This window comes from Streptomyces sp. NPDC002788 (assembly GCF_053592115.1).
This window is the reverse complement of sequence record NZ_JBSFVB010000005.1, coordinates 329,321-351,799: the sequence shown is the minus strand read 5'-3', so window position 1 is coordinate 351,799 and position 22,479 is coordinate 329,321. Positions and strand designations below refer to the sequence as shown.

General features: G+C 69.8%; 19 protein-coding genes and 1 tRNA gene. 2 read left to right on the top strand and 18 right to left on the bottom strand.

Going from position 1 to position 22,479, the window contains the following annotated elements:
• Positions 1-72: 72 nt before the first annotated feature.
• The 18 genes from atpB to ACWD1U_RS12595 all read right to left on the bottom strand — a co-directional run bounded on the left by atpB (position 73) and on the right by ACWD1U_RS12595 (position 21,582).
• Positions 73-843 carry a F0F1 ATP synthase subunit A gene (gene atpB / locus ACWD1U_RS12680; RefSeq protein WP_451107017.1) on the bottom strand — a complete coding sequence of 257 codons (771 nt, stop codon included), beginning with the start codon at positions 841-843 and terminating at the stop codon, positions 73-75.
• Positions 844-1,116: 273 nt separating this feature from the next.
• On the bottom strand, positions 1,117-1,554 hold the full coding sequence (locus ACWD1U_RS12675; RefSeq protein ID WP_451106896.1) for a hypothetical protein: 438 nt from the start codon (positions 1,552-1,554) through the stop codon (positions 1,117-1,119).
• Positions 1,555-1,852: 298 nt separating this feature from the next.
• Complete coding sequence (locus ACWD1U_RS12670; protein WP_451106894.1) at positions 1,853-3,199, bottom strand: MraY family glycosyltransferase; 1,347 nt, start codon at positions 3,197-3,199, stop codon at positions 1,853-1,855.
• 129 nt (positions 3,200-3,328) lie between these two features.
• Positions 3,329-4,567, bottom strand: a complete 1,239-nt coding sequence (locus ACWD1U_RS12665; protein ID WP_451106893.1) for a serine hydroxymethyltransferase — start codon at positions 4,565-4,567, stop codon at positions 3,329-3,331.
• Positions 4,568-4,635: 68 nt separating this feature from the next.
• Positions 4,636-5,298, bottom strand: coding sequence for an arsenate reductase/protein-tyrosine-phosphatase family protein (locus tag ACWD1U_RS12660; protein WP_451106891.1), 663 nt, complete (start codon positions 5,296-5,298; stop codon positions 4,636-4,638).
• A 52-nt stretch (positions 5,299-5,350) separates the two neighbouring features.
• Entirely contained in the window at positions 5,351-5,998 is a 648-nt protein-coding gene (locus ACWD1U_RS12655; protein ID WP_451106890.1) for an L-threonylcarbamoyladenylate synthase, read from the bottom strand.
• A gap of 61 nt (positions 5,999-6,059) precedes the next feature.
• Positions 6,060-6,905, bottom strand: a complete 846-nt coding sequence (gene prmC / locus ACWD1U_RS12650; protein ID WP_234848501.1) for a peptide chain release factor N(5)-glutamine methyltransferase — start codon at positions 6,903-6,905, stop codon at positions 6,060-6,062.
• A gap of 30 nt (positions 6,906-6,935) precedes the next feature.
• Positions 6,936-8,012: a peptide chain release factor 1 gene (prfA, locus tag ACWD1U_RS12645; RefSeq protein ID WP_451106887.1), complete on the bottom strand. Its 1,077-nt coding sequence runs from the start codon at positions 8,010-8,012 to the stop codon at positions 6,936-6,938.
• 107 nt (positions 8,013-8,119) lie between these two features.
• Entirely contained in the window at positions 8,120-8,341 is a 222-nt protein-coding gene (gene rpmE / locus ACWD1U_RS12640) for a 50S ribosomal protein L31 (protein WP_010040182.1), read from the bottom strand.
• A gap of 209 nt (positions 8,342-8,550) precedes the next feature.
• Entirely contained in the window at positions 8,551-9,687 is a 1,137-nt protein-coding gene (locus tag ACWD1U_RS12635; RefSeq protein WP_451106886.1) for an LCP family protein, read from the bottom strand.
• A gap of 208 nt (positions 9,688-9,895) precedes the next feature.
• Positions 9,896-11,689, bottom strand: a complete 1,794-nt coding sequence (locus tag ACWD1U_RS12630; protein WP_451107015.1) for a trypsin-like serine protease — start codon at positions 11,687-11,689, stop codon at positions 9,896-9,898.
• A 124-nt stretch (positions 11,690-11,813) separates the two neighbouring features.
• The gene (rho, locus tag ACWD1U_RS12625; RefSeq protein WP_451106885.1) at positions 11,814-13,835 is read right to left on the bottom strand and encodes a transcription termination factor Rho; all 2,022 of its coding nucleotides are present in this window, start codon (positions 13,833-13,835) and stop codon (positions 11,814-11,816) included.
• A gap of 402 nt (positions 13,836-14,237) precedes the next feature.
• Positions 14,238-15,167, bottom strand: coding sequence for a homoserine kinase (thrB, locus tag ACWD1U_RS12620; protein ID WP_451106884.1), 930 nt, complete (start codon positions 15,165-15,167; stop codon positions 14,238-14,240).
• 341 nt (positions 15,168-15,508) lie between these two features.
• Entirely contained in the window at positions 15,509-16,567 is a 1,059-nt protein-coding gene (thrC, locus tag ACWD1U_RS12615) for a threonine synthase (protein ID WP_451106882.1), read from the bottom strand.
• A 6-nt stretch (positions 16,568-16,573) separates the two neighbouring features.
• The gene (locus tag ACWD1U_RS12610) at positions 16,574-17,866 is read right to left on the bottom strand and encodes a homoserine dehydrogenase (protein ID WP_451106880.1); all 1,293 of its coding nucleotides are present in this window, start codon (positions 17,864-17,866) and stop codon (positions 16,574-16,576) included.
• 155 nt (positions 17,867-18,021) lie between these two features.
• Positions 18,022-19,413, bottom strand: a complete 1,392-nt coding sequence (lysA, locus tag ACWD1U_RS12605) for a diaminopimelate decarboxylase (RefSeq protein WP_451106878.1) — start codon at positions 19,411-19,413, stop codon at positions 18,022-18,024.
• 24 nt (positions 19,414-19,437) lie between these two features.
• A complete protein-coding gene (gene nrtL / locus ACWD1U_RS12600; protein ID WP_451106876.1) occupies positions 19,438-20,778 on the bottom strand; it encodes an ArgS-related anticodon-binding protein NrtL in 1,341 nt (446 codons plus the stop codon).
• A 279-nt stretch (positions 20,779-21,057) separates the two neighbouring features.
• The gene (locus ACWD1U_RS12595; RefSeq protein ID WP_451106875.1) at positions 21,058-21,582 is read right to left on the bottom strand and encodes a response regulator; all 525 of its coding nucleotides are present in this window, start codon (positions 21,580-21,582) and stop codon (positions 21,058-21,060) included.
• Positions 21,583-21,709: 127 nt separating this feature from the next.
• Between ACWD1U_RS12595 and ACWD1U_RS12590 the strand changes: the two genes are divergently transcribed.
• Together ACWD1U_RS12590 and ACWD1U_RS12585 are read left to right on the top strand one after the other, a co-directional pair.
• Positions 21,710-21,781: transfer RNA gene (locus tag ACWD1U_RS12590), tRNA-Arg, on the top strand.
• A 360-nt stretch (positions 21,782-22,141) separates the two neighbouring features.
• Complete coding sequence (locus tag ACWD1U_RS12585; protein ID WP_451106873.1) at positions 22,142-22,438, top strand: hypothetical protein; 297 nt, start codon at positions 22,142-22,144, stop codon at positions 22,436-22,438.
• Positions 22,439-22,479: the final 41 nt, after the last annotated feature.

Here is a 22,479-nt window from a genome sequence, read left to right as displayed (position 1 = left end):
TGAATCTTCCTTCTTTTTCATGGACCGGCGGGGGTTGGCCACCGGACGATCAGGGGCTTGAGGGAGTGGGGCTCAGTGGTGCTTGGCGAGAGCGCCCTGGATGTACGAGCAAGCCAGGAGGACGAAGACGTACGCCTGGACGGCCTGCACGAAGAGCTCGAAGAGGATCATGACCATCGTCATGACGAAGGAGACACCGGCGGCCGGGATCATCCAGCTGTTCAGCAGGTACCAGGAGGCGACGGTGAACATCACCAGCATCAGGTGGCCGGCGAACATGTTGGCGAAGAGTCGGACCGCGTGCGTGAAGGGGCGAACAAGCAGGTTCGAGAAGAACTCGATGACCATCACGAGCGGGAGGACCGGGCCGAGTTCCTTGTCGTAGCCGGTGACGTTCTTGAAGAAACCGACGAAACCGTGCCGCTTGAAGGTCAGCGAGACCCACACCACGTAGACGATGGCGGCCAGCACCATCGGGTAGGCGATGATCGACGACACCGGGAACTGCGCCAGTGGGATCACGGACCAGATGTTCATGATCCAGATGAAGAAGAACAGCGAGACCATCAGCGGGACGTACTTCTCGCCCTCCCGCTTGCCGAGAGTCTCGTAGACGATGCCGCGGCGGACGAAGTCGTAGCCGGCCTCGCCGATCATCTGGAGCTTGCCCGGCACCACCTTCGCCTTGCCGAAGGCAAGAGTGAAGAAGGTGACGACCAGGAGCGTGGTGATGAGGGCAAGCAGCATCACCTTGTTGAACTCGAAGCCTCCAACCGTGGCAATCGGCTTGAAGAGGAACGAGTGCAGGCCCGGAGCCGGAAAACCACACCCGTTGTCGGACATGATCCGACAGCTCCAGTCAAAGGCGAGCTGGGTCTGGTCAGCACTCACCACGGGCTCCTTCGGCGTGACGCATGGGTACGGCAACCTCGTTGTGTCGGCGCGGCACAGGGCCGCGGTTCGGCACGGGACTGGTGTTACGGATGTGGGGGCGGCTGAGGGGCATCTCGCCTCGCGATAGAGCAGGCGTCAGCTCGGATGCCCGCGCCCGCGATGCCGCAGTTGGCACCGGACGATAGCAGGAGATCTCATGCCTGCTTATCCCGGCCCTACCCCTCACGACGAGTGCCCCGACTTTGCGGGCTTCCCGCCCGTCGTCGAATCGGGCTCGACGTAAAGGATCTTGGCCTTCATATGGGCACGCGCCTGCGCGGCGATCCAAGCCAGAGTGCCGGCGACGAGCGTGAGGGCGAAGGCCTTGGGGTGGAACAACGTGGTGTTCTTGAAGGCGGCCATGAAGACGAACAGCAGCAGAATCTGCGCTGCGTAGAGCATCAGGCCCATCGCCTGGAAGAGGTGCGGAAGCGATTTGGCAGTGCGCTGCAGGACGTAGAGACCGATCCCCATGAAGAGGATCACGACAAGTGTCGCGGCGACCGCCCCGATTACCCCCTTACCGCCGGCCACCACGCCACTGACAACGGCGGCAACAGCACCGACGGCAGCCGTGGGCACGGCGGCCTGGGCCAGGTTCCGGGCGTCATTGGACGGCATGGCGGCAACTCCGCTTTCGCAGGGGGCAGGGGTGTCGTCATGGACGAGCGTAGTCCCGGGCTGAGTGGAGACCTCACGCCAATGGACCGTCGCACTGCGGTCCTTCGGCTCTATCCGGGGGGTTCTCGTGAACCGTATCACAAACTATTTGATGCAGTCTTTACCTGACGGTGTGCGGACAGTCACACATGAGAGTGAACATGCGCGTCTGAGCGAGATCGGCGCCGACTTGTCTGGTATTGGGGCGCTTAGCACCCCCATCGCAATCCCACGACTTGGCAATGCTCTAGTCAGATTCTTACCTTGTCCCGGCCTTGCTTCGGTCGCCCAGACGCGAACGGGCGCCGATGGCGGTCGCCCCATTGACACCGGAGACCCCGGAGACCGCCGGTGTGCGGTCCTCGGGCCTGACGGAAGCGGCCTGCTCGGCCGCGGACGCCGGCGTCGAGGCGTCGGGTGAGAGGGCCGCGACCGAACCGCGGCGCCGGTAGCGCGGCGGCAGGAACCGTTCCATCCAGCGCGGGGCCCGCGGCGTGAAGCGCGGCAGCAGGAGCAGGAGCAGGCCGATCACGCTGAGGAAGACGACGCCGAGCACGATCCACATGGACGTCGAATTGACCGAGTAGGCGAGAGCGCCGAAGGCGATCAGCGCCGACCAGAAGTACATGATGAGCACGGCGCGGCTGTGCGAGTGGCCGATCTCCAGCAGCCGGTGGTGCAGGTGGCCGCGGTCGGCGGCGAACGGGGACTGGCCGCGCCAGGTGCGGCGAACGATCGCCAGGGCCAGGTCGGCGGCCGGGATCGCGATGATCGTCAACGGCATCAGCAGGGGGATGAAGACGGGGAGCATCGCGTGGGTCGTTTCCCGCGTGCCACCCAGGTTGACGTTGAGTGCCTCGACGTCCAGCTGGCCGGTGACGGAGACGGCGCTCGCCGCGAGGACCAGACCGATCAGCATGGACCCGGAGTCACCCATGAAGATCCGGGCGGGGTGCATGTTGTGCGGAAGGAAGCCGAGGCACATACCCATGAGCACCGCGGAGAACAGGGTCGCCGGGGCCGCCGCTTCCGCACCGTAGCCGTACCAGATCCGGTAGGTGTACAGGAAGAACGCCGCTGCGGCGATGCACACCATCCCTGCCGCCAGGCCGTCCAAGCCGTCCACGAAGTTGACCGCGTTGATGGTGATGACCACGAGCGCCACGGTGAGCAGGTTGCCCTGCCACGGGGTGACGGACACCGTTCCGACACCGGGGATGGGCAGCCACAGGATGGTCAAGCCTTGAAGGATCATGACGCCGGCTGCGATCATCTGGCCACCCAGTTTGATCAGGGCGCCCAGCTCGAACTTGTCGTCCAGTACGCCCATCAGCCAGATCAGAGCCGCCCCGGACAGCAGCGCCCGGGGTTCGTTCGACGCCTCGAAGACCTGGTTGAGGTTGGTCAGGTGGTCGGCGACCAGCAGGCCCGCGCACAGGCCGAAGAACATCGCGATCCCGCCGAGCCGCGGAGTGGGCTCCCGGTGCACGTCACGTGCCCGGATCTCCGGCATCGCTCCGGCCACGATCGCGAACTTCCGTACCGGCCCTGTCAGCAGATACGTCACCGCGGCCGTGATGCAGAGCGTCAGCAGGTATTCACGCACGGGCTTCCCCACAGGTCTCGCTGGCCATCTCAGCTCCACACCCTAGCGATGCGCGCATACGGGTGGGGACTTCCGGGTAGCGACGATGGTTGCACGAGTGGCTGTGCACCCTGGTGCGCTTACCCCGACTCAGCGGGGATACGGCGGAAATCCACCTGCCAGCTCCCGCACTTCTTCACGTGCTCTTGAGGCTTCCGTCACGCCCCTGAGCACCCCGGCGAGCAGCTTGGCGATCCGGGCCATCTCCGCCTCGCCCATGCCCTGCGTGGTGATCGCGGCCGTGCCGAGCCTGAGTCCGCGGGCATCGCCGTGCGGCAGTGCGCAGCAGTCCAGGACCATTCCCGCCGCCGCGAGACGGCCCCGGGCGGTGCGTCCGTCGACGCCGAGCGGCGCCGGGTCGGCGGTGATCAGGTGGGTGTCCGTGCCGCCGGTGGTGACGGCCAGGCCCTCGGCGTCCAGCCGGGCCGCGAGAACCCGCGCGTTCGCCACCACCTGATGGGCGTACGCGGCGAACGCCGGTGTTGCCGCCTCCCCGAACGCCACCGCCTTGGCGGCGATGGTGTGCATCTGCGCCCCGCCCTGTGTGAAAGGGAACACGGCCCGGTCGACCCGCTCGGCCAGCTCCGCGCGGCACAGGATCATGCCGCCGCGCGGGCCGCGCAGCACCTTGTGCGTGGTCCCGCAGACGATGTCCGCGTACGGCACCGGGTTCGGCGCCGCTCCCCCGGCGACGAGCCCGAGCGGATGCGCGGCGTCCGCGATGAGGTAGGCGCCCACCTCGTCGGCGACCTCGCGGAAGAACGCGTAGTCCATGTGCCGGGGGTAGGCGATCGAGCCGCACACGATCGCCTTGGGCCGGCGCGTGCGGGCCAGGGCGCGGACCTGCTCGTGGTCGATCAGCCCGGACTCGGCCTCCACGCCGTATCCGACGAAGTCGAACCAGCGGCCCGAGAAGTTGGCGGGCGAGCCGTGCGTGAGGTGGCCGCCGTGGGGCAGGCCGAGGGCGAGGACGGTGTCGCCGGGGCGCAGCAGGGCGGCGTAGGCGGCGAGGACGGCCGAAGAGCCCGAGTGGGACTGGACGTTGGCGTGGTCGGCGCCGAACAGCGCCCTGGCCCGGTCGACGGCGAGACGCTCGGCGAGGTCCACGATCTCGCAGCCGCCGTGGTGGCGTGCCCCCGGGTAGCCCTCGGCGTACTTGTTGGCGAGCGGTGAGCCGAGGGCCGCCAGCACGGCCGGTGAGCTGAAGTTCTCGGCGGCGATCAGCTGGAGCGTCGTCGCCTGCCGCTCCCGCTCCGCGAGCAGGACGTCGGCGAGCTGGGGGTCCTGGCGGCGCAGGACATCGGCCTCGATGGCAGGGCTGACCGTCATGGTGGGCTCCGGGCGTCGACGGTGACGTACGACCAATGTAGGCCCGGGGCCTGATCGGCGCTCGGCTGCTACGTCCTTGCGGGGACGCCCGTCAGAGCCGTGACGACCGGATCGAGCGCCTGGTGTATCTCGTCCCCGATGGACCGGAAGAACGTCAGGGGCGCGCCGTACGGGTCGTACACCTCGTCCGCCTCGGCGTTCGGCGCCAGGAGCCACCCGCGTAGAGCGGCCGCGGCACGCACCAGGGCACGCGCGCGGATGACCACGCCCTCCTCCAGCGGGGGCAGGGTCGCCGGGTCGATGGCCCTGACCAGGCGGGTGAACTCCTTGAGCGTGAAGGTCCGCAGGCCCGCCGAGTGGCCCATGGAGATGACCTGCGCCCGGTGGTCCCGGGTGGCGGTCAGCACCAGGTCGGCGCGGATCACGTGTTCGTCGAGGAGCTCGCGTCCGGTGAAGCCGGAGGCGTCCGCGCCGAAGTCGGCGAGGACGGTCTCCGCGTGGGACTCCATGGGCGCGCCCTCGTGGCCCCAGGTGCCCGCGCTCTCCACGATCAGCCCGCCGCCCAGGATGCCCAGCCGCTCCTTGACGAAATGGCGGGTCAGCCGCTCGGTGATGGGTGAGCGGCACACGTTGCCGGTGCTGACGTGGAGGATGCGGAAGCTGTCGCGCGGAAGTCCCACGAAGGTCGTCGTGATCTCCGCCGCGCTTTCCCCGTTTCCTATGCCACGCATGGGGGTCCCCCCTGGTCGAGCGCAGCCGAGAGCCCGGGGGACTCAGGGGCCGTCAATTCGCCACCTCGAGGTCGGGTACGACCTTTCGCAGCTCGTCCGCCGAGACGGCGCCCGCACGCAGGAGCAGGGGGACCTCGCGGGTGACGTCGACGATCGACGACGGGACGTTGCCGGGGGTCGGGCCGCCGTCGAGGTAGACGGAGACGGAGTCGCCGAGCATCTCCTGCGCGGCGTCGCAGTCCTCCGGCGCCGGGTGGCCGGTGAGGTTCGCCGACGACACGGCCATGGGGCCGACCTCGGTGAGCAGCTCGATGGCGACCGGGTGCAGCGGCATGCGCACGGCGACCGTGCCACGGGTGTCGCCCAGGTCCCACTGGAGGGACGGCTGGTGCTTGGCGACGAGCGTCAGCGCGCCCGGCCAGAACGCGTCGACCAGCTCCCAGGCCAGCTCGGAGAAGTCCGTGACGAGCCCGTGCAGCGTGTTCGGGGAGCCGATGAGCACGGGGGTGGGCATGTTGCGCCCCCGGCCCTTGGCGTCCAGCAGGTCGGCGACCGCCTCCGCGGAGAACGCGTCTGCGCCGATGCCGTACACCGTGTCCGTCGGCAGCACCACGAGCTCGCCACGGCGGACGGCGGACGCTGCCTCGCGCAGACCGGTCACACGGTCGGTCGCGTCGTTGGTGTCGTATCGCCGTGCCATCTTTAGCTGGCCTCCTCGTACACGTGCTGCTGGGATGAAGACTGCGAAGACCGCGGTGCGCTCACGGCAGCGCCTTGCGGGCCGTGGCGAAGCGCGGGCGATTGTTCAGGTCCGGGTGGTCGGCGGCGTCGGTCCAGCCGCGGTCCTCGGCGAAGATCCACGGCACCTGGCCGCCCTGGGTGTCGGCGTGCTCCACGACCACGACGCCGCCGGGGCGCAGCAGCCGGTGCGCGGTGCGCTCCAGGCCGCGGATGAGGTCGAGGCCGTCCTCGCCGGAGAACAGGGCCATGTCGGGGTCGTAGTCCCGCGCCTCGGGGGCGACGTACTCCCACTCGGTGAGCGGGATGTACGGCGGGTTCGTGATGACCAGGTCGACCTGGCCGTCGAGGTCCGGGAAGGCCGTCAGGGCGTTGCCCTGACGCAGGTCGACCCTGGACCCCTCCACGTTCTTGCGGGTCCACTTCAGGGCATCCTCCGACAGCTCCACGGCGTGCACGCGCGAGCGCGGCACCTCCTGGGCCAGGGCGAGCGCGATGGCGCCGGAGCCGGTGCACAGGTCGACGATGCACGGCTCGACGACGTCCATGGCCCGTACGGCGTCTATGGCCCAGCCGACCACGGACTCCGTCTCGGGCCGCGGCACGAACACCCCGGGACCGACCTGGAGTTCCAGGTAGCGGAAGTAGGCGCGCCCGGTGATGTGCTGGAGCGGTTCGCGGGCCTCGCGGCGGGCGATGACCTCCCAGTAGCGGGCGTCGAAGTCGGAGTCCTTGACGGAGTGCAGCTCGCCGCGCTTGACGCCGTGCACGAACGCGGCGAGTTCCTCCGCGTCGGTGCGCGGCGAGGGCACGCCGGCGTCGGCGAGCCGCTGGGTGGCCTGGGCCACCTCCGCGAGCAGCAGATTCACGCAAGTCCTCCGAGTGTGCTCGTTCGTGCCTTACGCCGCTGCCAGCTTCGCTGCCGAGTCCGCGTCGACGCAGGCCTGGATCACCGCGTCGAGGTCGCCGTCCAGGACCTGGTCCAGGTTGTACGCCTTGAAGCCGACGCGGTGGTCCGAGATGCGGTTCTCCGGGAAGTTGTACGTGCGGATCTTCTCGGAGCGGTCGACCGTGCGGACCTGGCTGCGGCGGGCGTCGGCGGCTTCCTTCTCGGCTTCCTCCTGCGCCGCTGCGAGCAGCCTGGAGCGCAGGATACGCATCGCCTGCTCCTTGTTCTGCAGCTGGCTCTTCTCGTTCTGGCAGGAGGCGACGACTCCGGTCGGAATGTGCGTGATGCGCACGGCGGAGTCGGTGGTGTTGACGGACTGCCCGCCGGGCCCGGAGGAGCGGTAGACGTCGATGCGGAGGTCGTTCGGGTTGATCTCGACGTCGATCTCCTCGGCCTCCGGCGTCACGAGGACACCGGCCGCGGAGGTGTGGATCCGGCCCTGGGACTCCGTCGCGGGGACGCGCTGCACGCGGTGCACGCCGCCCTCGTACTTCAGGCGGGCCCATACGCCCTGCCCGGGCTCCGTGGCGCCCTGGCCGCCCTTGGTCTTCACGGCGACCTGGACGTCCTTGTAGCCGCCCAGCTCGGACTCGGTGGCGTCGATGATCTCGGTCTTCCAGCCGACGCGCTCGGCGTACCGGAGGTACATGCGCAGCAGGTCACCGGCGAACAGCGCCGACTCGTCGCCGCCCGCGCCCGCCTTGATCTCGAGGATGACGTCCTTGTCGTCGCTGGGGTCGCGCGGGACGAGGAGGAGGCGCAGCTTCTCGGTCAGCTCCTCGTGCCGCTTCTCCAGCTCCTTGACCTCGGCCACGAAGTCGGGGTCGTCGGCGGCGAACTCGCGCGCGGTCTCGATGTCGTCGCCCGTCTGCGTCCAGGAGCGGTACGTGGCGACGATCGGGGTGAGCTCGGCGTAACGCTTGTTCAGCTTGCGCGCGTTGGCCTGGTCGGAGTGGACCGACGGGTCGGAGATCTTCTTCTCCAGGTCGGCGTGCTCGGCGACGAGTTCCTCGACGGCCTCGAACATCTTGGGCTCCTGTGCAGGGACGGGGGTGAAGGGCGGGCGACCAAAAACGCCGGTCCCGGAGCGCCCGGTGAGGGGGCGCGTCCGTGGACCGGCGAACTGGAGGCTCGCTACTTCTTGGAGCCGGCGGCCTTGCCGAAGCGGGCCTCGAAGCGGGCCACGCGGCCACCGGTGTCGAGGATCTTCTGCTTGCCCGTGTAGAACGGGTGGCACTCGGAGCAGACATCGGCACGGATGGCGCCGGACTCGATGGTGCTGCGGGTGGTGAACGACGCGCCGCAGGTGCAGCTGACCTGCGTCTCGACGTACGCGGGGTGGATGTCGCGCTTCAAGGTGTCTCCTAGGTTTCGGGAGGGCGCCGGGTCGCCGCCGCGGGATGCGGGAGCGTGAACCGGAGCCGACGTACCAGTCTGCCAGGACTGGTGCCTTCTCCCAAAACCGGGGGTTGTTGTGATCTATTCCCCGCGGTTCGTCATGGGATGCTCGCGCCCACGCGGAGGAGCCGCGCATCGCTGCAGCGTCGCACCCTGGGAGCGCGACCTCAGGAGCCGCTCACGACGCCCTTCGCCTCACCGGTCGCCGTGCCCTCCGTCGCCGACTTCGGGATCGGCTTGTCGTTCTGCAGGGCCTTCCAGATCTGGTCGGCCTTCTTCTTCTGCAGCAGGACGCGGTTGGGGTCGGCCGGGTCGTAGGCCACCGGCATCGTGACCATGTGCATGTTGGACGGGGTGATGCCCTGGAGGCCGCCCGCGAAGGACGCGAGCTTGTTGACCGAGCCGAGGTCGGAGTCGGTCGTCACCGTCTTGGTCGCGGTTTCCGCGAGGTCGAGAAGCTTCTGGGGGTCGGTGAAGACGCCGACGTCCTTGACCTGGTTGACCAGGGCCTTGATGAAGGCCTGCTGGAGCTGGATGCGGCCGAGGTCGGAGCCGTCGCCGACACCGTGGCGGGTGCGGACCAGGCCGAGGGCCTGCTCCCCGTCGAGTCTGTGCGTGCCGGCCTTCAGCTTCAGGTGGCTGTCGGGGTCGTCGATGCTCTTGGTCGTCGTGACCTCGACGCCGCCGAGGTCGTCGATGAGCTTCTGGAAGCCGGCGAAGTCGACCTCCAGGTAGTGGTCCATGCGCAGATCGGTGATCGACTCGACCGTCTTCACGGCGCAGGCGGCCCCGCCGGTGGAGTACGCGGAGTTGAACATCACGCCGTTCGAGGCGGGGTGCTCGTTGCCCTTGGTGTCCGTGCAGGCAGGCCGGTCGATGAGGGTGTCGCGCGGGATGGAGACCACGCTGGCCTTCTTGTGGCCCTTGTAGACGTGCACGATCATCGCCGTGTCGGAGCGGGCGCTGCCGTCGTCGGTGCCGCCGCCGAGCTTCTTGTTGCCGCCGGCACGGGTGTCGGAACCGAGGACGAGGATGTTCTCGGATCCGTTGTCGGGCTTCTTGGGCCGGTCGGTGCCGAGGGCCTGGTCGATGTCGACGCTCTTGAGGTTGCCGTTGAGCTTGAAGTACATGTACCCCGCCCCGGCGCCACCCAGGACGACGATGCCCGCGGCAGTCCAGGCCGTGATCATCAGACCCTTGTGGCGCTTGCCGGGCCCGCGGCGCCGGCTCTTGGCGCGGTGACGTGATCCGTTGGCGCCGGTCTCGCCCGGTATGCCCGGACCCGGCGTGCTCTCGGCAGACATGTGCTCCTCAGCTCGTCTACGGTCGGTTACCCCCTGCGGTCAGCGCCAGGCGTGGAGGTGGGGACCTCCTCCTCGCACTATCGTCGCTCCGCCTGGTCAGACGGGGAAACTCGGGAAAGGGTTGCACAACGGACTGTGCCCACCGCGTGCGGCGGTGGGCACAGAGCGTGTTCGACCGTGGCGGGACGTAACCCGCTCACCTGCGATTTCAGCCGAAGATGTCGTACTGCTTGAAATCGGTACCGACTGACTTCCTTGTGGCGAAGATCTCGCTGGTCGCCTTGCCGGTGCCCGGGTACAGGTAGAGCGTGCCGCCGGGGGTGCGGGCCAGGAAGTCGGCCTTGCCGTCGCCGGTGATGTCGCCGGTGGCGTCGAAGGCGTTGTAGGTCGTGCTGCTCCAGGTGCGCACCTTGATGCGGCTGGAGAACGCGCCGGCGCCGGCCGTGCCCGTGCCCTTGTACAGGTACACGTAGCCGCCCGACTTGCTGCGGGCGATCAGGTCGGTCTTGCCGTCCCCGGTGAGGTCGCCCTTGCCGCGCACGGAGTTGTACTGGTTCCAGCCGGAGCCGACCTTCACGCGGGGCGCGAAGGTGCCGTTGCCCTTGCCGGGGTAGATCCACATCACGCCCGCCGAGTCGACCGAGAGCAGGTCGGGCAGGTAGTCGCCGGTGACGTCACCGGGGGTGATGATGCGGGTGCGGGTCTTCCAGTTGTCGGCTATCTGCTTGGTGGACCAGGTGCCGCTGGAGATCACGTAGTGGGTCCAGAAGACATCACCGTCGCTGCTGCGCCGGTAGACCAGGTCCTGGTAACCGTCGCGGTCGAGGTCGGTCTGCAGGACGACGTTGACGCCGTTCCAGTTGCCCCAGGACTCGCGGGCGGCGAACGTCGTGCCGTTGGAGTTCTTGGAGTAGCCGGTCTTGCTGGAGGCGTTGCGCACCCACAGGTCGGCCCTGTGGTCGCCGTTGACGTTGGTGTCGTCGACGCGCGGGTAGGCGGCGCCGACGTACGTGCTGACCTTGCTGAAGACGCTGTAGGCGCCCTTGGCGACGCAGTCGGTCACGCCCCAGGAGACGACACCGACGATCCGGTTGTTCACGACCAGGGGGCCGCCGGAGTCGCCGTTGCAGGCCGAGACGGTGCCGGTGTCACTGCCGGTGGCGGGCTCGCCCGCGCAGACCATGTGGCCCTTGACGAAGTCCCTGCCGTAGGCGCCGGAGCACGTCGTGTCGGACTGGACGGGCAGCGTGGCCGTCTTCAGCGTCTCGGAGATGTCGTCGCTGGTGGAGCTGGTGCGGCCCCAGCCGTAGACCTTGGCGCTGGTACCGGCCTTGTACGAGGTGGTGTCCCCGGACGTCGTCATGCGGATCGGGGTGGCCTTGACCGGGACGGGCAGGGTCAGCACCGCGATGTCGTTGTCGATGGTCGTCGCGTTGTACGACGGGTGGTTCCACTGCCGCCAGACGCCGGTGACCGTGCCGCCGTGCAGGTCGGTCCCGTCGGCCGAGGGCAGCTGGGCGGTGCCGGTGACGACGGCGCCGTTGGCGTTCCAGTTGTAGCCCTTGACGCAGTGCGCGGCGGTGAGGATCTTCGTCGGCGCGATGACGGCGCCGCCGCAGAAGAAGCCTATGTCGTCGCCGGTGCTGGAGGTGCCCCGGTCGTCGTAGTAGTGGAGCTGCGCCATCCACGGGGCGGTGCTGATGGTGGTCTCGTTACCGCCGATGACCTTCGGGTCGATGCTGCTGGTGCCGGTGCTCGCGCTGAGCGAGGCCTTGCTGGTCTTCCCGGCGACGTCGTCACCGGCCATGGCGCCGGCGACGCGCTTCTCCAGCTCGGCGAGCGAAGGCGAGCTGGTGGCGGGCTTGACCGTCGGCTGCGGCAGCGGGGTGGCCGCACCGGCGGACGTCGTCAGCAGCGCGCCGGCCACGGCGGCGGCGACACCGGCCGCGGCGACGGGCAGTGCGATGCGTATCCGGCGTCTGTGCCGACCGCCCCCGGGCATAGGTGTACCCACGAATGTCCCCCCTTGGGATCACAAGTTCGAAGAGAGCGTGATCCTACCGGCACACGAACAGCACAAAGGGCCGCCCCCCGTTCGGGGAGCGGCCCTCTTGTGAGTGCTTACCTCAGTCGCCGTTGCCCGGCGTCGGGGTCGTCTTCTGGATCTGCATCAGGAACTCGGCGTTCGACTTCGTCTGCTTCATCTTGTCGAGCAGCAGCTCGACCGCCTGCTGCTGGTCGAGGGCGTGCAGCACCCGGCGCAGCTTCCAGACGATGGCGAGCTCGTCGCTGGCGAGCAGGATCTCTTCCTTACGGGTGCCGGACGCGTCCACGTCCACCGCCGGGAAGATGCGCTTGTCGGCAAGCTTCCGGTCGAGCTTGAGCTCGGCGTTGCCGGTGCCCTTGAACTCCTCGAAGATGACCTCGTCCATGCGGGACCCGGTGTCCACCAGGGCGGTGGCGAGGATCGTCAGCGAGCCGCCGTCCTCGATGTTGCGGGCCGCACCGAAGAAGCGCTTCGGCGGGTACAGCGCCGTCGAGTCGACACCACCGGACAGGATGCGGCCGGAGGCCGGGGCGGCGAGGTTGTACGCACGGCCCAGACGGGTGATCGAGTCGAGCAGCACGACCACGTCGTGACCCAGCTCCACCAGGCGCTTGGCGCGCTCGATGGCCAGCTCGGCGACGGTGGTGTGGTCCTCGGCCGGGCGGTCGAAGGTCGAGGAGATGACCTCGCCCTTGACCGACCGCTGCATGTCGGTGACCTCTTCCGGACGCTCGTCGACGAGGACGACCATCAGGTGGCACTCGGGGTTGTTGTGGGTGATCGCGTTGGCGATCGCCTGCATGATCATGGTCTTGCCGGTCTTCGGCGGCGCCACGATCAGACCACGCTGGCCCTTACCGATCGGCGACACGAGGTCGATGATGCGGGTGGTGAGGACACCCGGGTCCGTCTCCAGACGGAGGCGGTCCTGCGGGTACAGCGGCGTCAGCTTGTTGAACTCCGGGCGTCCGCGCCCGGATTCGGGCGCCATGCCGTTGACGGAGTCCAGGCGCACCAGCGCGTTGAACTTCTCGCGCCGCTCGCCTTCCTTGGGCTGGCGCACGGCGCCGGTGACGTGGTCGCCCTTGCGCAGGCCGTTCTTGCGGACCTGGGCGAGGGAGACGTACACGTCGTTCGGGCCGGGCAGGTAGCCGGAGGTGCGGATGAAGGCGTAGTTGTCGAGGATGTCCAGGATGCCCGCGACGGGGATCAGGACGTCGTCGTCGGTGATCTGCGGCTCGGAGGCGACGTCGTCGCGGCCACGGCGCCCACGGCGGTCGCGGTAGCGGCCGCGACGGCCACGACGGCCGCCGTCGAAGTCGTCGTCGTCCTGCTGACTCCGGTCCTGGCGGCCGCCCTGCTGGTTCTGCTGCTGGCCGCGCTGGCCGCCGGCCTGCTGGTCGTCGCCCTTGCCGCCGCGGCGGTCGCGATCACGGTCACGGTCGCGGTCGCGGTCCCGCCCGCGGTCACGGCGGTCGCGACGACGGCCCTCGCCGCCCTCACCGCTGTCGGACTTGGCCTCGTTGGTCTGGGACTGCTGCTGCGCCGGCGTCTCGGCCTTGGGCTCGTTCTTCGCCTCGGCAGCGACCGTCTCGGCAGCGGAAGCGGGGGCTCCGGCCTCGGCGGTGGCGCGGCGACGGCGGCGCTCGGAGGGAGCGTCGTCGGAGGCGGGCTGGCCGGGGATCTCGATCTGCTGCTGAGCGACGGCCTTGTCGGCCTTCTCCGCGGGGGCCTCGGCGGCCTCCTTCGCGTCCGCCTTCTTCTCGGCCTTCTCGGCGTTGTCGCCCGTACGGGCCCGGGAAGTCGCGCGGCGCTTGGGCTTGGTCTCGGCGGTGGCGTCGGCCTTCGCGGCCGGAGCGGCGCCGCCGGACGCCTGCGCCTCCTTGATGACCTCGATCAGCTGGCTCTTGCGCATACGCGCGGTGCCCCTGATGCCGAGGCCGGATGCGACCTGCTGCAGCTCGGCCAGCACCATGCCCTCGAGGCCGGTACCGCGGCGCCGCCGGGAGCCGGCACCGGTGGCAGGCGCGGAGGCGTCCGTGGCGGGCGCGGCAGCGGTCTCCTCGACACGTGCGCCCATCAGATCGGTGGTGTCGCTCACGAAGGGTCCTTCCCTGGAGCGGACGTCGGCCTGTCTGGCTCGGCGACCGGTTGTGCTGTCCGGCTTCGGTCCGTGTGGTGTGAACCGTGCCGGGGCGGTGGTCCGCCTAAGCGGCGGAGGAATCTGGTGATGGCGCTTCCTTGAGCCGTGGCACCCAGTGTCAGTGTCACGCGGCGTGGTCGCACCGGTTCCGGAGCGTGCCCTGCGCCGCGCTCAGTGTCCTCGTACGGCGTACGGTCCGACGTACGGAACACAGTGCGGCTTGGGGGGCTCCCGGAAGAATGTCTGTCCCGGACGGGGACACGAGGCACCTCGCCATGGTGGGGTCGGGTGCAGACTTGAGATTAACACTACCGGATCCAACAAACATTCCCCCTCTCGAAATCCGGCAACCGTGTGCCGTCACATGTCGCCGGAGCTCGCGAGCGGAAGCACGCTCGCGCCCTGCGGATCGAGGCTCAGCCGGTTGGCGGCCCATTCCGCCCCGGCCAGGGCCTCGACCTTGTCGGCGGTGTCCGCGTCGGCCAGCGCCATGACCGTCGGCCCGGCGCCGGAGATGACCGCGGGGATGCCGTCGCCCCGCAGCCGCTCGACCAGCGCCGCGCTCTCGGGCATGGCGGGGGCGCGGTACTCCTGGTGCAGCCGGTCCTCGGTGGCGGGCAGCAGCAGCTCGGGGCGGCGGGTCATCGCCTCGACGAGCAGGGCGGCCCGGCCGGCGTTGGCGGCCGCGTCGACGTGCGGAACGGTGCGCGGGAGCAGGCCGCGCGCCGTCTCGGTGAGTACCGGCTTTCCGGGTACGAAAACCACCGGAACGATGGAATCGGCGGGGTCCATCCTGATCGCGCGGGCCGCACCGCCCTCCATCCAGGACAGGGTGAAGCCGCCCAGCAGGCACGCGGCGACGTTGTCGGGGTGGCCCTCGATCTCGGTGGCGAGCTCCAGCAGCGCGGTGTCGTCGAGCTTGGCCTCGCCGCCTATGGTCACGGCCCGGGCGGCGACGATCCCGGCGCAGATGGCGGCAGAGGAGGAGCCGAGGCCCCGGCCGTGCGGAATGCGGTTGGCGCAGACGATCTCCAGGCCGCGCGGCTGTCCGCCCAGCAGATCGAAGGCGGTGCGCAGGGAACGTACGAGAAGGTGCTGCTCGTCGCGCGGGAGCGTCTCGCTGCCCTCACCCGCGATGTCGATGTGCAGCCCGGAGTCGGCCACCCGGACGACGACGTCGTCGTACAAGCCCAGCGCGAGGCCGAGGGCGTCGAAGCCCGGGCCGAGGTTGGCGCTGGTGGCGGGGACGCGCACCCGGACGGGGGCGGCGCGGAACGCGGGACCGGCCATCTCTCGATGACTCTCCTTGAGCTGCGGTGATTGTCGAATGACGTTCAGCGGGCATTCGACGGCGTACGAGAACCCTGGGGGCCGCTGCCGACCGGGTGGCCGGCCGCTGTCCCGGCCGCGGAGACGGCGCGGCACCGCGCTCCATGCGGAGGCATATGCGGCGGGCGGGTTCAGTACAGCCTATCGAAGGAAGGTTCTGTGGCGACATAGGGCGCACAGGAGGCGCACAATGCGTGTCGCAAGCCCCCTGTGCACCCCCCGTGGGGAACCTCCCCGGGCAGGCGCCGTCTTACGCCGGACCGTGCCGGGCGTTGCACCGGCGCTCGGAGCGTCGGCGCACGTCAGGCCAGTCCGAGGCGCTCCGCAGCGGCCGCGGCGTCGACGGGGACGGTGACCGGCTGCGGAGCACCGGCGACAGCCCAGTCGGGGTCCTTCAGCCCGTTGCCGGTGACGGTGCACACGATCCGCTGCCCCGGGTCGACCTTGCCCTGCTCGGCCGCCTTCAGCAGACCGGCGACGGACGCGGCGGACGCCGGCTCGACGAAGACGCCCTCCTGCGAGGCCAACAGCCGGTAGGCGCGCAGGATCTCACGGTCCGTCACCTCGTCGATGAAGCCGCCCGACTCGTCCCGCGCGGCCAGCGCGTACTGCCAGGAGGCCGGGTTGCCGATGCGGATGGCCGTGGCGATGGTCGACGGGTCCTTGACCACCTCGCCGCGCACGATCGGGGCGCTGCCGGAGGCCTGGAAGCCCCACATACGGGGGGTCTTCGCGGCCACACCGTCGGCGGCGTACTCCTTGTACCCCTTCCAGTACGCGGTGATGTTGCCCGCGTTGCCGACCGGCAGGACGTGGATGTCGGGGGCGTCGCCCAGCATGTCGACGATCTCGAACGCGGCGGTCTTCTGCCCCTCGATCCGCACCGGGTTGACCGAATTGACCAGCGCCACGGGGTAGTTGTCGCTCAGCGCGCGGGCGAGGGTGAGGCAGTCGTCGAAGTTGCCGTCGACCTGGAGGATCTTCGCGCCGTGCACGAGGGCCTGGCCCATCTTGCCGAGTGCGATCTTGCCCTGCGGCACGAGCACGGCGCAGACCATCCCGGCCCGCACGGCGTACGCGGCGGCGGAGGCCGACGTGTTGCCGGTGGAGGCGCAGATGACGGCCTTCGCGCCCTCCTCCTTGGCCCGGGTGATGGCCATGGTCATACCGCGGTCCTTGAAGGACCCGGTCGGGTTCGCGCCCTCCACCTTCAGGTGGACCTCGCAGCCCGTGCGCTCGGAGAGCACCTGCGCGGGCACGAGCGGCGTGCCGCCCTCGCGGAGCGTCACGACCGGCGTGGTGTCGGATACCGGCAGCCGGTCCCGGTACTCCTCGATGATTCCGCGCCACTGGTGGGTCATTGCTGGTTACTCTCCTTCAACCCGCATGATGCTGGCGACACCACGCACGGTGTCGAGCTTGCGCAACGCCTCGACGGTCCCGGTGAGGGCGGCGTCGGACGCACGGTGCGTGACGACGACGAGGGACGCCTCGCCGTCCTTCCCCTGCTGGCGAACCGTATCGATCGAGACACCGTGCTCGGCGAAGACGGTCGCGACCTGGGCGAGAACGCCCGGTTTGTCGGCCACATCGAGGCTGATGTGGTAGCGCGTGACCACGTCGCCCATGGGCGACACCCGCAGCGCGGCGTAGGCGGACTCGCCCGGTCCGGTCGCGCCGCTGAGCCGGTTGCGGCAGACGGCGACGAGGTCGCCGAGCACGGCCGAGGCCGTCGGGGAACCGCCCGCTCCGGGCCCGTAGAACATGAGCTGCCCGGCGGCGTCGGACTCGACGAACACGGCGTTGTAGGCGCCGCGCACGGAGGCCAGCGGGTGGCTCAGCGGGATCATGGCCGGGTGCACCCGCGCGGTGACGGACGCCCCGTCCGCGGCCCGCTCGCAGATGGCGAGGAGCTTGATGGTGCAGCCCATCTCCCTCGCGGAGGCGAAGTCGGCGGCGGTGACCTCGGTCATGCCCTCGCGGTAGACGTCATCGAGGCGCACACGCGTGTGGAAGGCGATACCGGCCAGGATGGCGGCCTTGGCGGCGGCGTCGAAGCCCTCGACATCGGCGGTGGGGTCGGCCTCCGCGTAGCCCAGGGCGGTGGCCTCGTCGAGGGCTTCTTGATAGCCCGCCCCCGTGGAGTCCATCTTGTCGAGGATGAAGTTCGTCGTGCCGTTGACGATGCCCATCACCCGGTTGATCTTGTCGCCGGCGAGGGACTCGCGCAGCGGCCGGATCAGCGGGATGGCACCGGCGACGGCGGCCTCGTAATAGAGGTCCTTGTCGTGCTGCCCGGCGGCGGCGTGCAGGGCGGCCCCGTCCTGGGCGAGCAGTGCCTTGTTGGCGGAGACGACGGAGGCGCCGTGCTCGAAGGCGGTGGTGATGAGGGTCCGGGCGGGCTCGATGCCGCCGATGACCTCGACCACGACGTCGATGTCGCCACGTTTGACCAGGGCGGTGGCGTCGGTGGTGACCAGCTCGGGGGCGATGCCCGCGCGCACCTTGTCGGGACGTCGGACGGCGACGCCCGCGAGCTCCACCGGGGCCCCGATGCGTGCCGTGAGGTCGTCGGCGTGCGTCGTCATGATGCGCGCCACCTCTGAGCCGACGACTCCACAGCCCAGCAGCGCCACCTTCAGCGGACGCGTACGCATCATCCGACCTCGTTTCCTCAATACCGTCTACGGTGGAACCAGTCTCACTCACCGGACGGGAGTTTCTGCCCCCGGTCCGGATCGTGAGACGTCTATTTCATTTTCGCGGCGGCCGAAGACAGGAGATCTTCCGCCGCCCCTCACCTTCGGCTTCTCACTCAGCCGACGTCGAGCCGCAGCAGGTCCTCCTCCGTCTCACGGCGGACGATCACCCGCGCCTCACCGCCGTCGACGGCGACGACCGGCGGGCGCAGCACGTGGTTGTAGTTGCTGGCCATGGACCGGCAGTACGCGCCCGTGGCCGGAACGGCGACGAGGTCGCCCGGCGCCAGGTCGGACGGCAGGAACGCGTCCTTGACCACGATGTCCCCGCTCTCGCAGTGCTTGCCGACGACCCGGGCGAGCATCGGCTCGGCGTCGGAGGTGCGGGAGACCAGCGCGACGCTGTACTCGGCGTCGTACAGCGCGGTGCGGATGTTGTCCGACATGCCGCCGTCCACGGAGACGTACGTCCGCAGCCCGTCGAGGGGCTTGATGGTGCCGACCTCGTAGAGCGTGAACGCGGTCGGGCCGACGATGGCCCGGCCCGGCTCGACGGAGATGCGCGGCGTGCGCAGCTGGGCGGCCTCGCACTCACGGCTGACGATCTCGCTGAGCGCCTTGGCGATCTCATGCGGCTCGCGAGGGTCGTCGTCACTCGTGTACGCGATCCCGAGCCCGCCGCCGAGGTCGATCTCGGGCAGCTCCACGCCGTGCTCGTCGCGGACGGCCTTCAGGAGCGAGACGACCCGGTGGGCGGCGACCTCGAAGCCGGACATGTCGAAGATCTGCGAGCCGATGTGGCTGTGGATGCCGACGAGCTCGAGCCCGTCGAGCTGCAGGGCCCGGCGCACGGCCTCGGCGGCCTGCCCGCCGGCCAGCGGGATGCCGAACTTCTGGTCCTCGTGGGCCGTGGCGATGAACTCGTGGGTGTGGGCCTCGACGCCGACGGTGATCCGGATGAGGACCTTCTGCCGCTTCCCGAGGCTCTGCGCGATGTGGGCGACGCGGACGATCTCCTGGAAGGAATCGAGCACGATGTGCCCCACACCGGCCTCGACGGCCCGGGTGATCTCGTCGACGGACTTGTTGTTGCCGTGGAAGGCGATGCGCTCGGCGGGCATCCCCGCGGACAGTGCCGTGGCCAGCTCGCCGCCGGAGCAGACGTCGACGTTCAGCCCTTCCTCGTGCAGCCAGCGCACCACGGCACGGGACAGGAACGCCTTGCCGGCGTAGAAGACGTCGGCGTCGGTCCCGAACGCGCCGCGCCACGCACGCGCGCGTGCCCGGAAGTCGGCCTCGTCGAGGACGTAGGCGGGGGTGCCGAACTCCTCGGCGATCCGCGTGACGGGGATCCCGCCGACGGTGACCACGCCCTCCTCGTCACGCGTCACGGTCTGGGCCCACACCTTGGGGTCCAGCGCGTTGAGGTCGGCGGGCGGGGCGGAGTAGTGGCCCTCGGGAAGGACATCGGCGTGACGGGGCCCGGCGGGGTGTGCGGAACGGCTCATGGTTCGTGTGCCTCTTCTTGGCTCTCAGAGGTGTTCGGGTGCGTCGATGCCGAGCAGGGACAGGCCGCCGGCCAGCACCGTCCCGGCGGCTTCGGCGAGAGCGAGCCGGGCACGGTGGGCGGCCGAGGGTTTCTCCTCACCGAGGGGCAGCACGGCGGCCAGCAGGGGCAGCGTGGCGTCGGCGACGGCGACGAGGTGCCGGGCCAGGCGGTCGGGAGTGCGGTGCGTGGCTGCGGCGGTGAGGACGCGGGGGTGATCGCCGAGTGCGGCGACCAGCACTGAGGCGTCGCTGTGGCGCACGGGACCGGGCTCGGGGTGGAAGCCCAGGTCGGCGGCGTTACGCAGGACGGCCCGGGTACGGGCGTGGGCGTACCGGACGCGGAAGAGGGGATTGCTCTCCCGCTGCACCAGGTGATCACCGGTGATACGGGGCCGGTCGTGACCGGCGGGGTACAGCAGGGCCCAACGAGCGGCGTCACGGCCGAGGGGGAGAGGGTCGGTTGGGGCGGGGACGGGGCGGAGGGGTACTGGGGGGAAGGTTACGGGGTGGTTGGTGAGGGGGCGGGGTGCTTGGGGGGTGGGGCTCGTGGTGGAGGTGACGCCCGCGTCGGTGGGGGTGTCCGCGGCGGGAGTGTTGTCTCCGGCGGTGGGGGTGTCCGCGCTGAGGGTGTCGTTTAGGTCGGTGGTGACGCTCGCGTCGGTGGGGGCGTCCGCGCCGGGGGAGTCGGTTCCGCCGGTGGAGGTGCCCGTGGCGGGGATGTCGCCCACGTCGATGGGGTGCCCGCCTGTGGCGTGGACCTCGCCGGTGGTGGAGCCGTTTCCGCCGGCGGTGGCCTGCCCGCCTCCCCGGACGGTGGCGTCCGCGCCGAGGACGGATTCCCACCGCGGATCGAGCCGGCCGTCGCACTCGACACGGACCGAGTCCCCCTGGCTGCGCAGCACGCGGGCGAGGGCATCCGCGACCACGACGGCACGGACCTCTGCCGGGCACCGGAGCAGGACGCTGTTCCCGCTCGGTCCGGCGGCGTGGCCGTAGCACTGCCCGCGCCGCAGGATCTCTTCGACAAGGTCGGCGGAGGCGGTGCTCTCCAGGCTGAGGTTGAGGAAGCCGGGCCCGGTGACGACGACGTCGGCGATGCGGCGCTCGTCGAGAAGCCGCGCCCGCAGAATCTCGGCCACGCGCCGCGGCGGCTCACCCGCCGAGCGGGCCAGCTGCAGAGCGATGCTGGTGGCGTAGTCGCCACATCCCCCGGGGCCGGGCGGCACGACCACCGCGCGCTCCGGCACGGTCACGCAGAGCTCACCCTCGGCGACAGCACGACGCACGGCATGCAGCACGGTGCGCGAGAGCTCGACGGGGGTCACGGGGACAAGCGTATGGGAGGAGGGGGGTGGGTATGCGAGCCGGTTTGGCGAGGGTCCGGGATGTGGACGCGGGGGGTCGGAGGCTGGTGGCTGGTGGCCGGTGGCTGGTGGCCGCCTTCGGCGTGCCGGGGCGATCCACTATCGGAGGGCTGACGGCGGCTTGTTGTGGACTCGGGCTTCGGGAGGAGGTGCCGACCCTGCGGAACGGGCGGGCCGACTGACCGGCTACCGCACGGCCGGTCGAATGTCGGACTACGGCACGGCCCGTCGAATGCCGGACTACGGCACGGCCGGCTGATCGACTGCCGACGCCTGGGCGGCACCACCACCGCCACCGCCACCGGCGTCGGAACCACCATCGCGCTGGCGCCCCCCACCCCGAGCCCGCTCGACCAACTGTCGCACCATCTGCACCAGTTCGGCAGGCTCGAAGGGCTTGGAAAGGAAGGCGTCGACGCCCACCTCGAGCCCGGCCTCGACCTCGTGATGACTGCAGGCGCTGACGATGGCAAGGGGCACGTCACGAGTGCGCGGATCGGCTCGCAGCCGAGCGGCGGTCCTGAGCCCGTCCAGCCGGGGCATGACGACATCGAGGGTCACGGCATCGGGCCGCACCTGATGAATGACATCAAGACACTCGACACCATCGGCCGCGGTCACGACCTCCAGCCCCTCCAGCTCGAGGTTGACCCTGATCAACTGCCGGATGACCTTGTTGTCGTCCACAACAAGCACCCGGCCCGACGCGCCTGGCACAACTCGAGAGTAGGTCGAGCACGGCCACGGCGTCCCGGTTTTCCCCACTTCCACCCCTCACGAGCGACCCGCACCCCCGCCCCCGCCCCCGACAGCGAAAACCCGTTCATGACCACCCCGAGGGAGCTGGTAGTGTTCTACCCGTCGCCGCGAGCAACAGCTCCCCGGCCGACACGCCCCCGTAGCTCAGGGGATAGAGCAACGGCCTCCGGAGCCGTGTGCGCAGGTTCGAATCCTGCCGGGGGCACCTTGGATTAGGTGCCTAAAGACCCCGCCACCAGCGAGTTAGCTGGAGTCGGGGTCTTCGCGTATGTGCAGGCGTGTGCCGCTCGGAGCGGCTGTATGTCGGGTGCCGTGGACTATGCGTGGACTGGCCGCACGCCAGGAATCCACAGGTCAGGCGCGGAAAGCACTGAGGCCCCCGGGCCGTAGTCCAGGGGCCATCATGCCGCAGGTGCGCGTGTCGGGGTTAGGCCGCTTCCTTCGGATCATCTCGCCGACTATCACCATCACCGCCGTCTGATCAAACTCCCGGACGGAGCGCCCTCCCCGGTCGTACCGTCACCAGACAGGACAGCGCCATCCCGAACGGGAGGAAAAAGAAACCGTGACCAAGCCACGCCTGTCCCTCGAAGAACACGAGGACCTCGGCCGCACTCTCGCGGCCATCCACGCCGAACTCGTCCACCGTGTCACTCAGCTCGCCAACGCCTACCCGAGGAGCGGCGTGGAGGGCGAGCCCTATCGCAAGCTCATGGCGGCCGAACAAGCACTCAACCAGGCTCGGGCGAGCCTCGATCACGCTCTCTTCCGGGACCATCCGCGCACCGGGGAAACGACCATCTACTACCCGCATCCCGAGGACCGGGGCGTGACGCTGCCGACCGGTGGGCGATACCTGTAGGACGTCGAAGGTCGCGACCAGCCGGGGCCCGTCCGAAGCAG

Coding starts and splice junctions, on each gene's coding strand:
- lysA (WP_451106878.1), bottom strand. CDS start 19,413: ATGAGCCGTTCCGCACACCCCGCCGGGCCCCGTCACGCCGATGTCCTT.
- thrB (WP_451106884.1), bottom strand. CDS start 15,167: ATGGCCGGTCCCGCGTTCCGCGCCGCCCCCGTCCGGGTGCGCGTCCCC.
- ACWD1U_RS12660 (WP_451106891.1), bottom strand. CDS start 5,298: ATGCGTGGCATAGGAAACGGGGAAAGCGCGGCGGAGATCACGACGACC.
- ACWD1U_RS12665 (WP_451106893.1), bottom strand. CDS start 4,567: ATGACGGTCAGCCCTGCCATCGAGGCCGATGTCCTGCGCCGCCAGGAC.
- ACWD1U_RS12630 (WP_451107015.1), bottom strand. CDS start 11,689: ATGCCCGGGGGCGGTCGGCACAGACGCCGGATACGCATCGCACTGCCC.
- ACWD1U_RS12675 (WP_451106896.1), bottom strand. CDS start 1,554: ATGCCGTCCAATGACGCCCGGAACCTGGCCCAGGCCGCCGTGCCCACG.
- prfA (WP_451106887.1), bottom strand. CDS start 8,012: ATGTTCGAGGCCGTCGAGGAACTCGTCGCCGAGCACGCCGACCTGGAG.
- ACWD1U_RS12655 (WP_451106890.1), bottom strand. CDS start 5,998: ATGGCACGGCGATACGACACCAACGACGCGACCGACCGTGTGACCGGT.
- ACWD1U_RS12635 (WP_451106886.1), bottom strand. CDS start 9,687: ATGTCTGCCGAGAGCACGCCGGGTCCGGGCATACCGGGCGAGACCGGC.
- ACWD1U_RS12610 (WP_451106880.1), bottom strand. CDS start 17,866: ATGATGCGTACGCGTCCGCTGAAGGTGGCGCTGCTGGGCTGTGGAGTC.
- atpB (WP_451107017.1), bottom strand. CDS start 843: ATGTCCGACAACGGGTGTGGTTTTCCGGCTCCGGGCCTGCACTCGTTC.
- thrC (WP_451106882.1), bottom strand. CDS start 16,567: ATGACCCACCAGTGGCGCGGAATCATCGAGGAGTACCGGGACCGGCTG.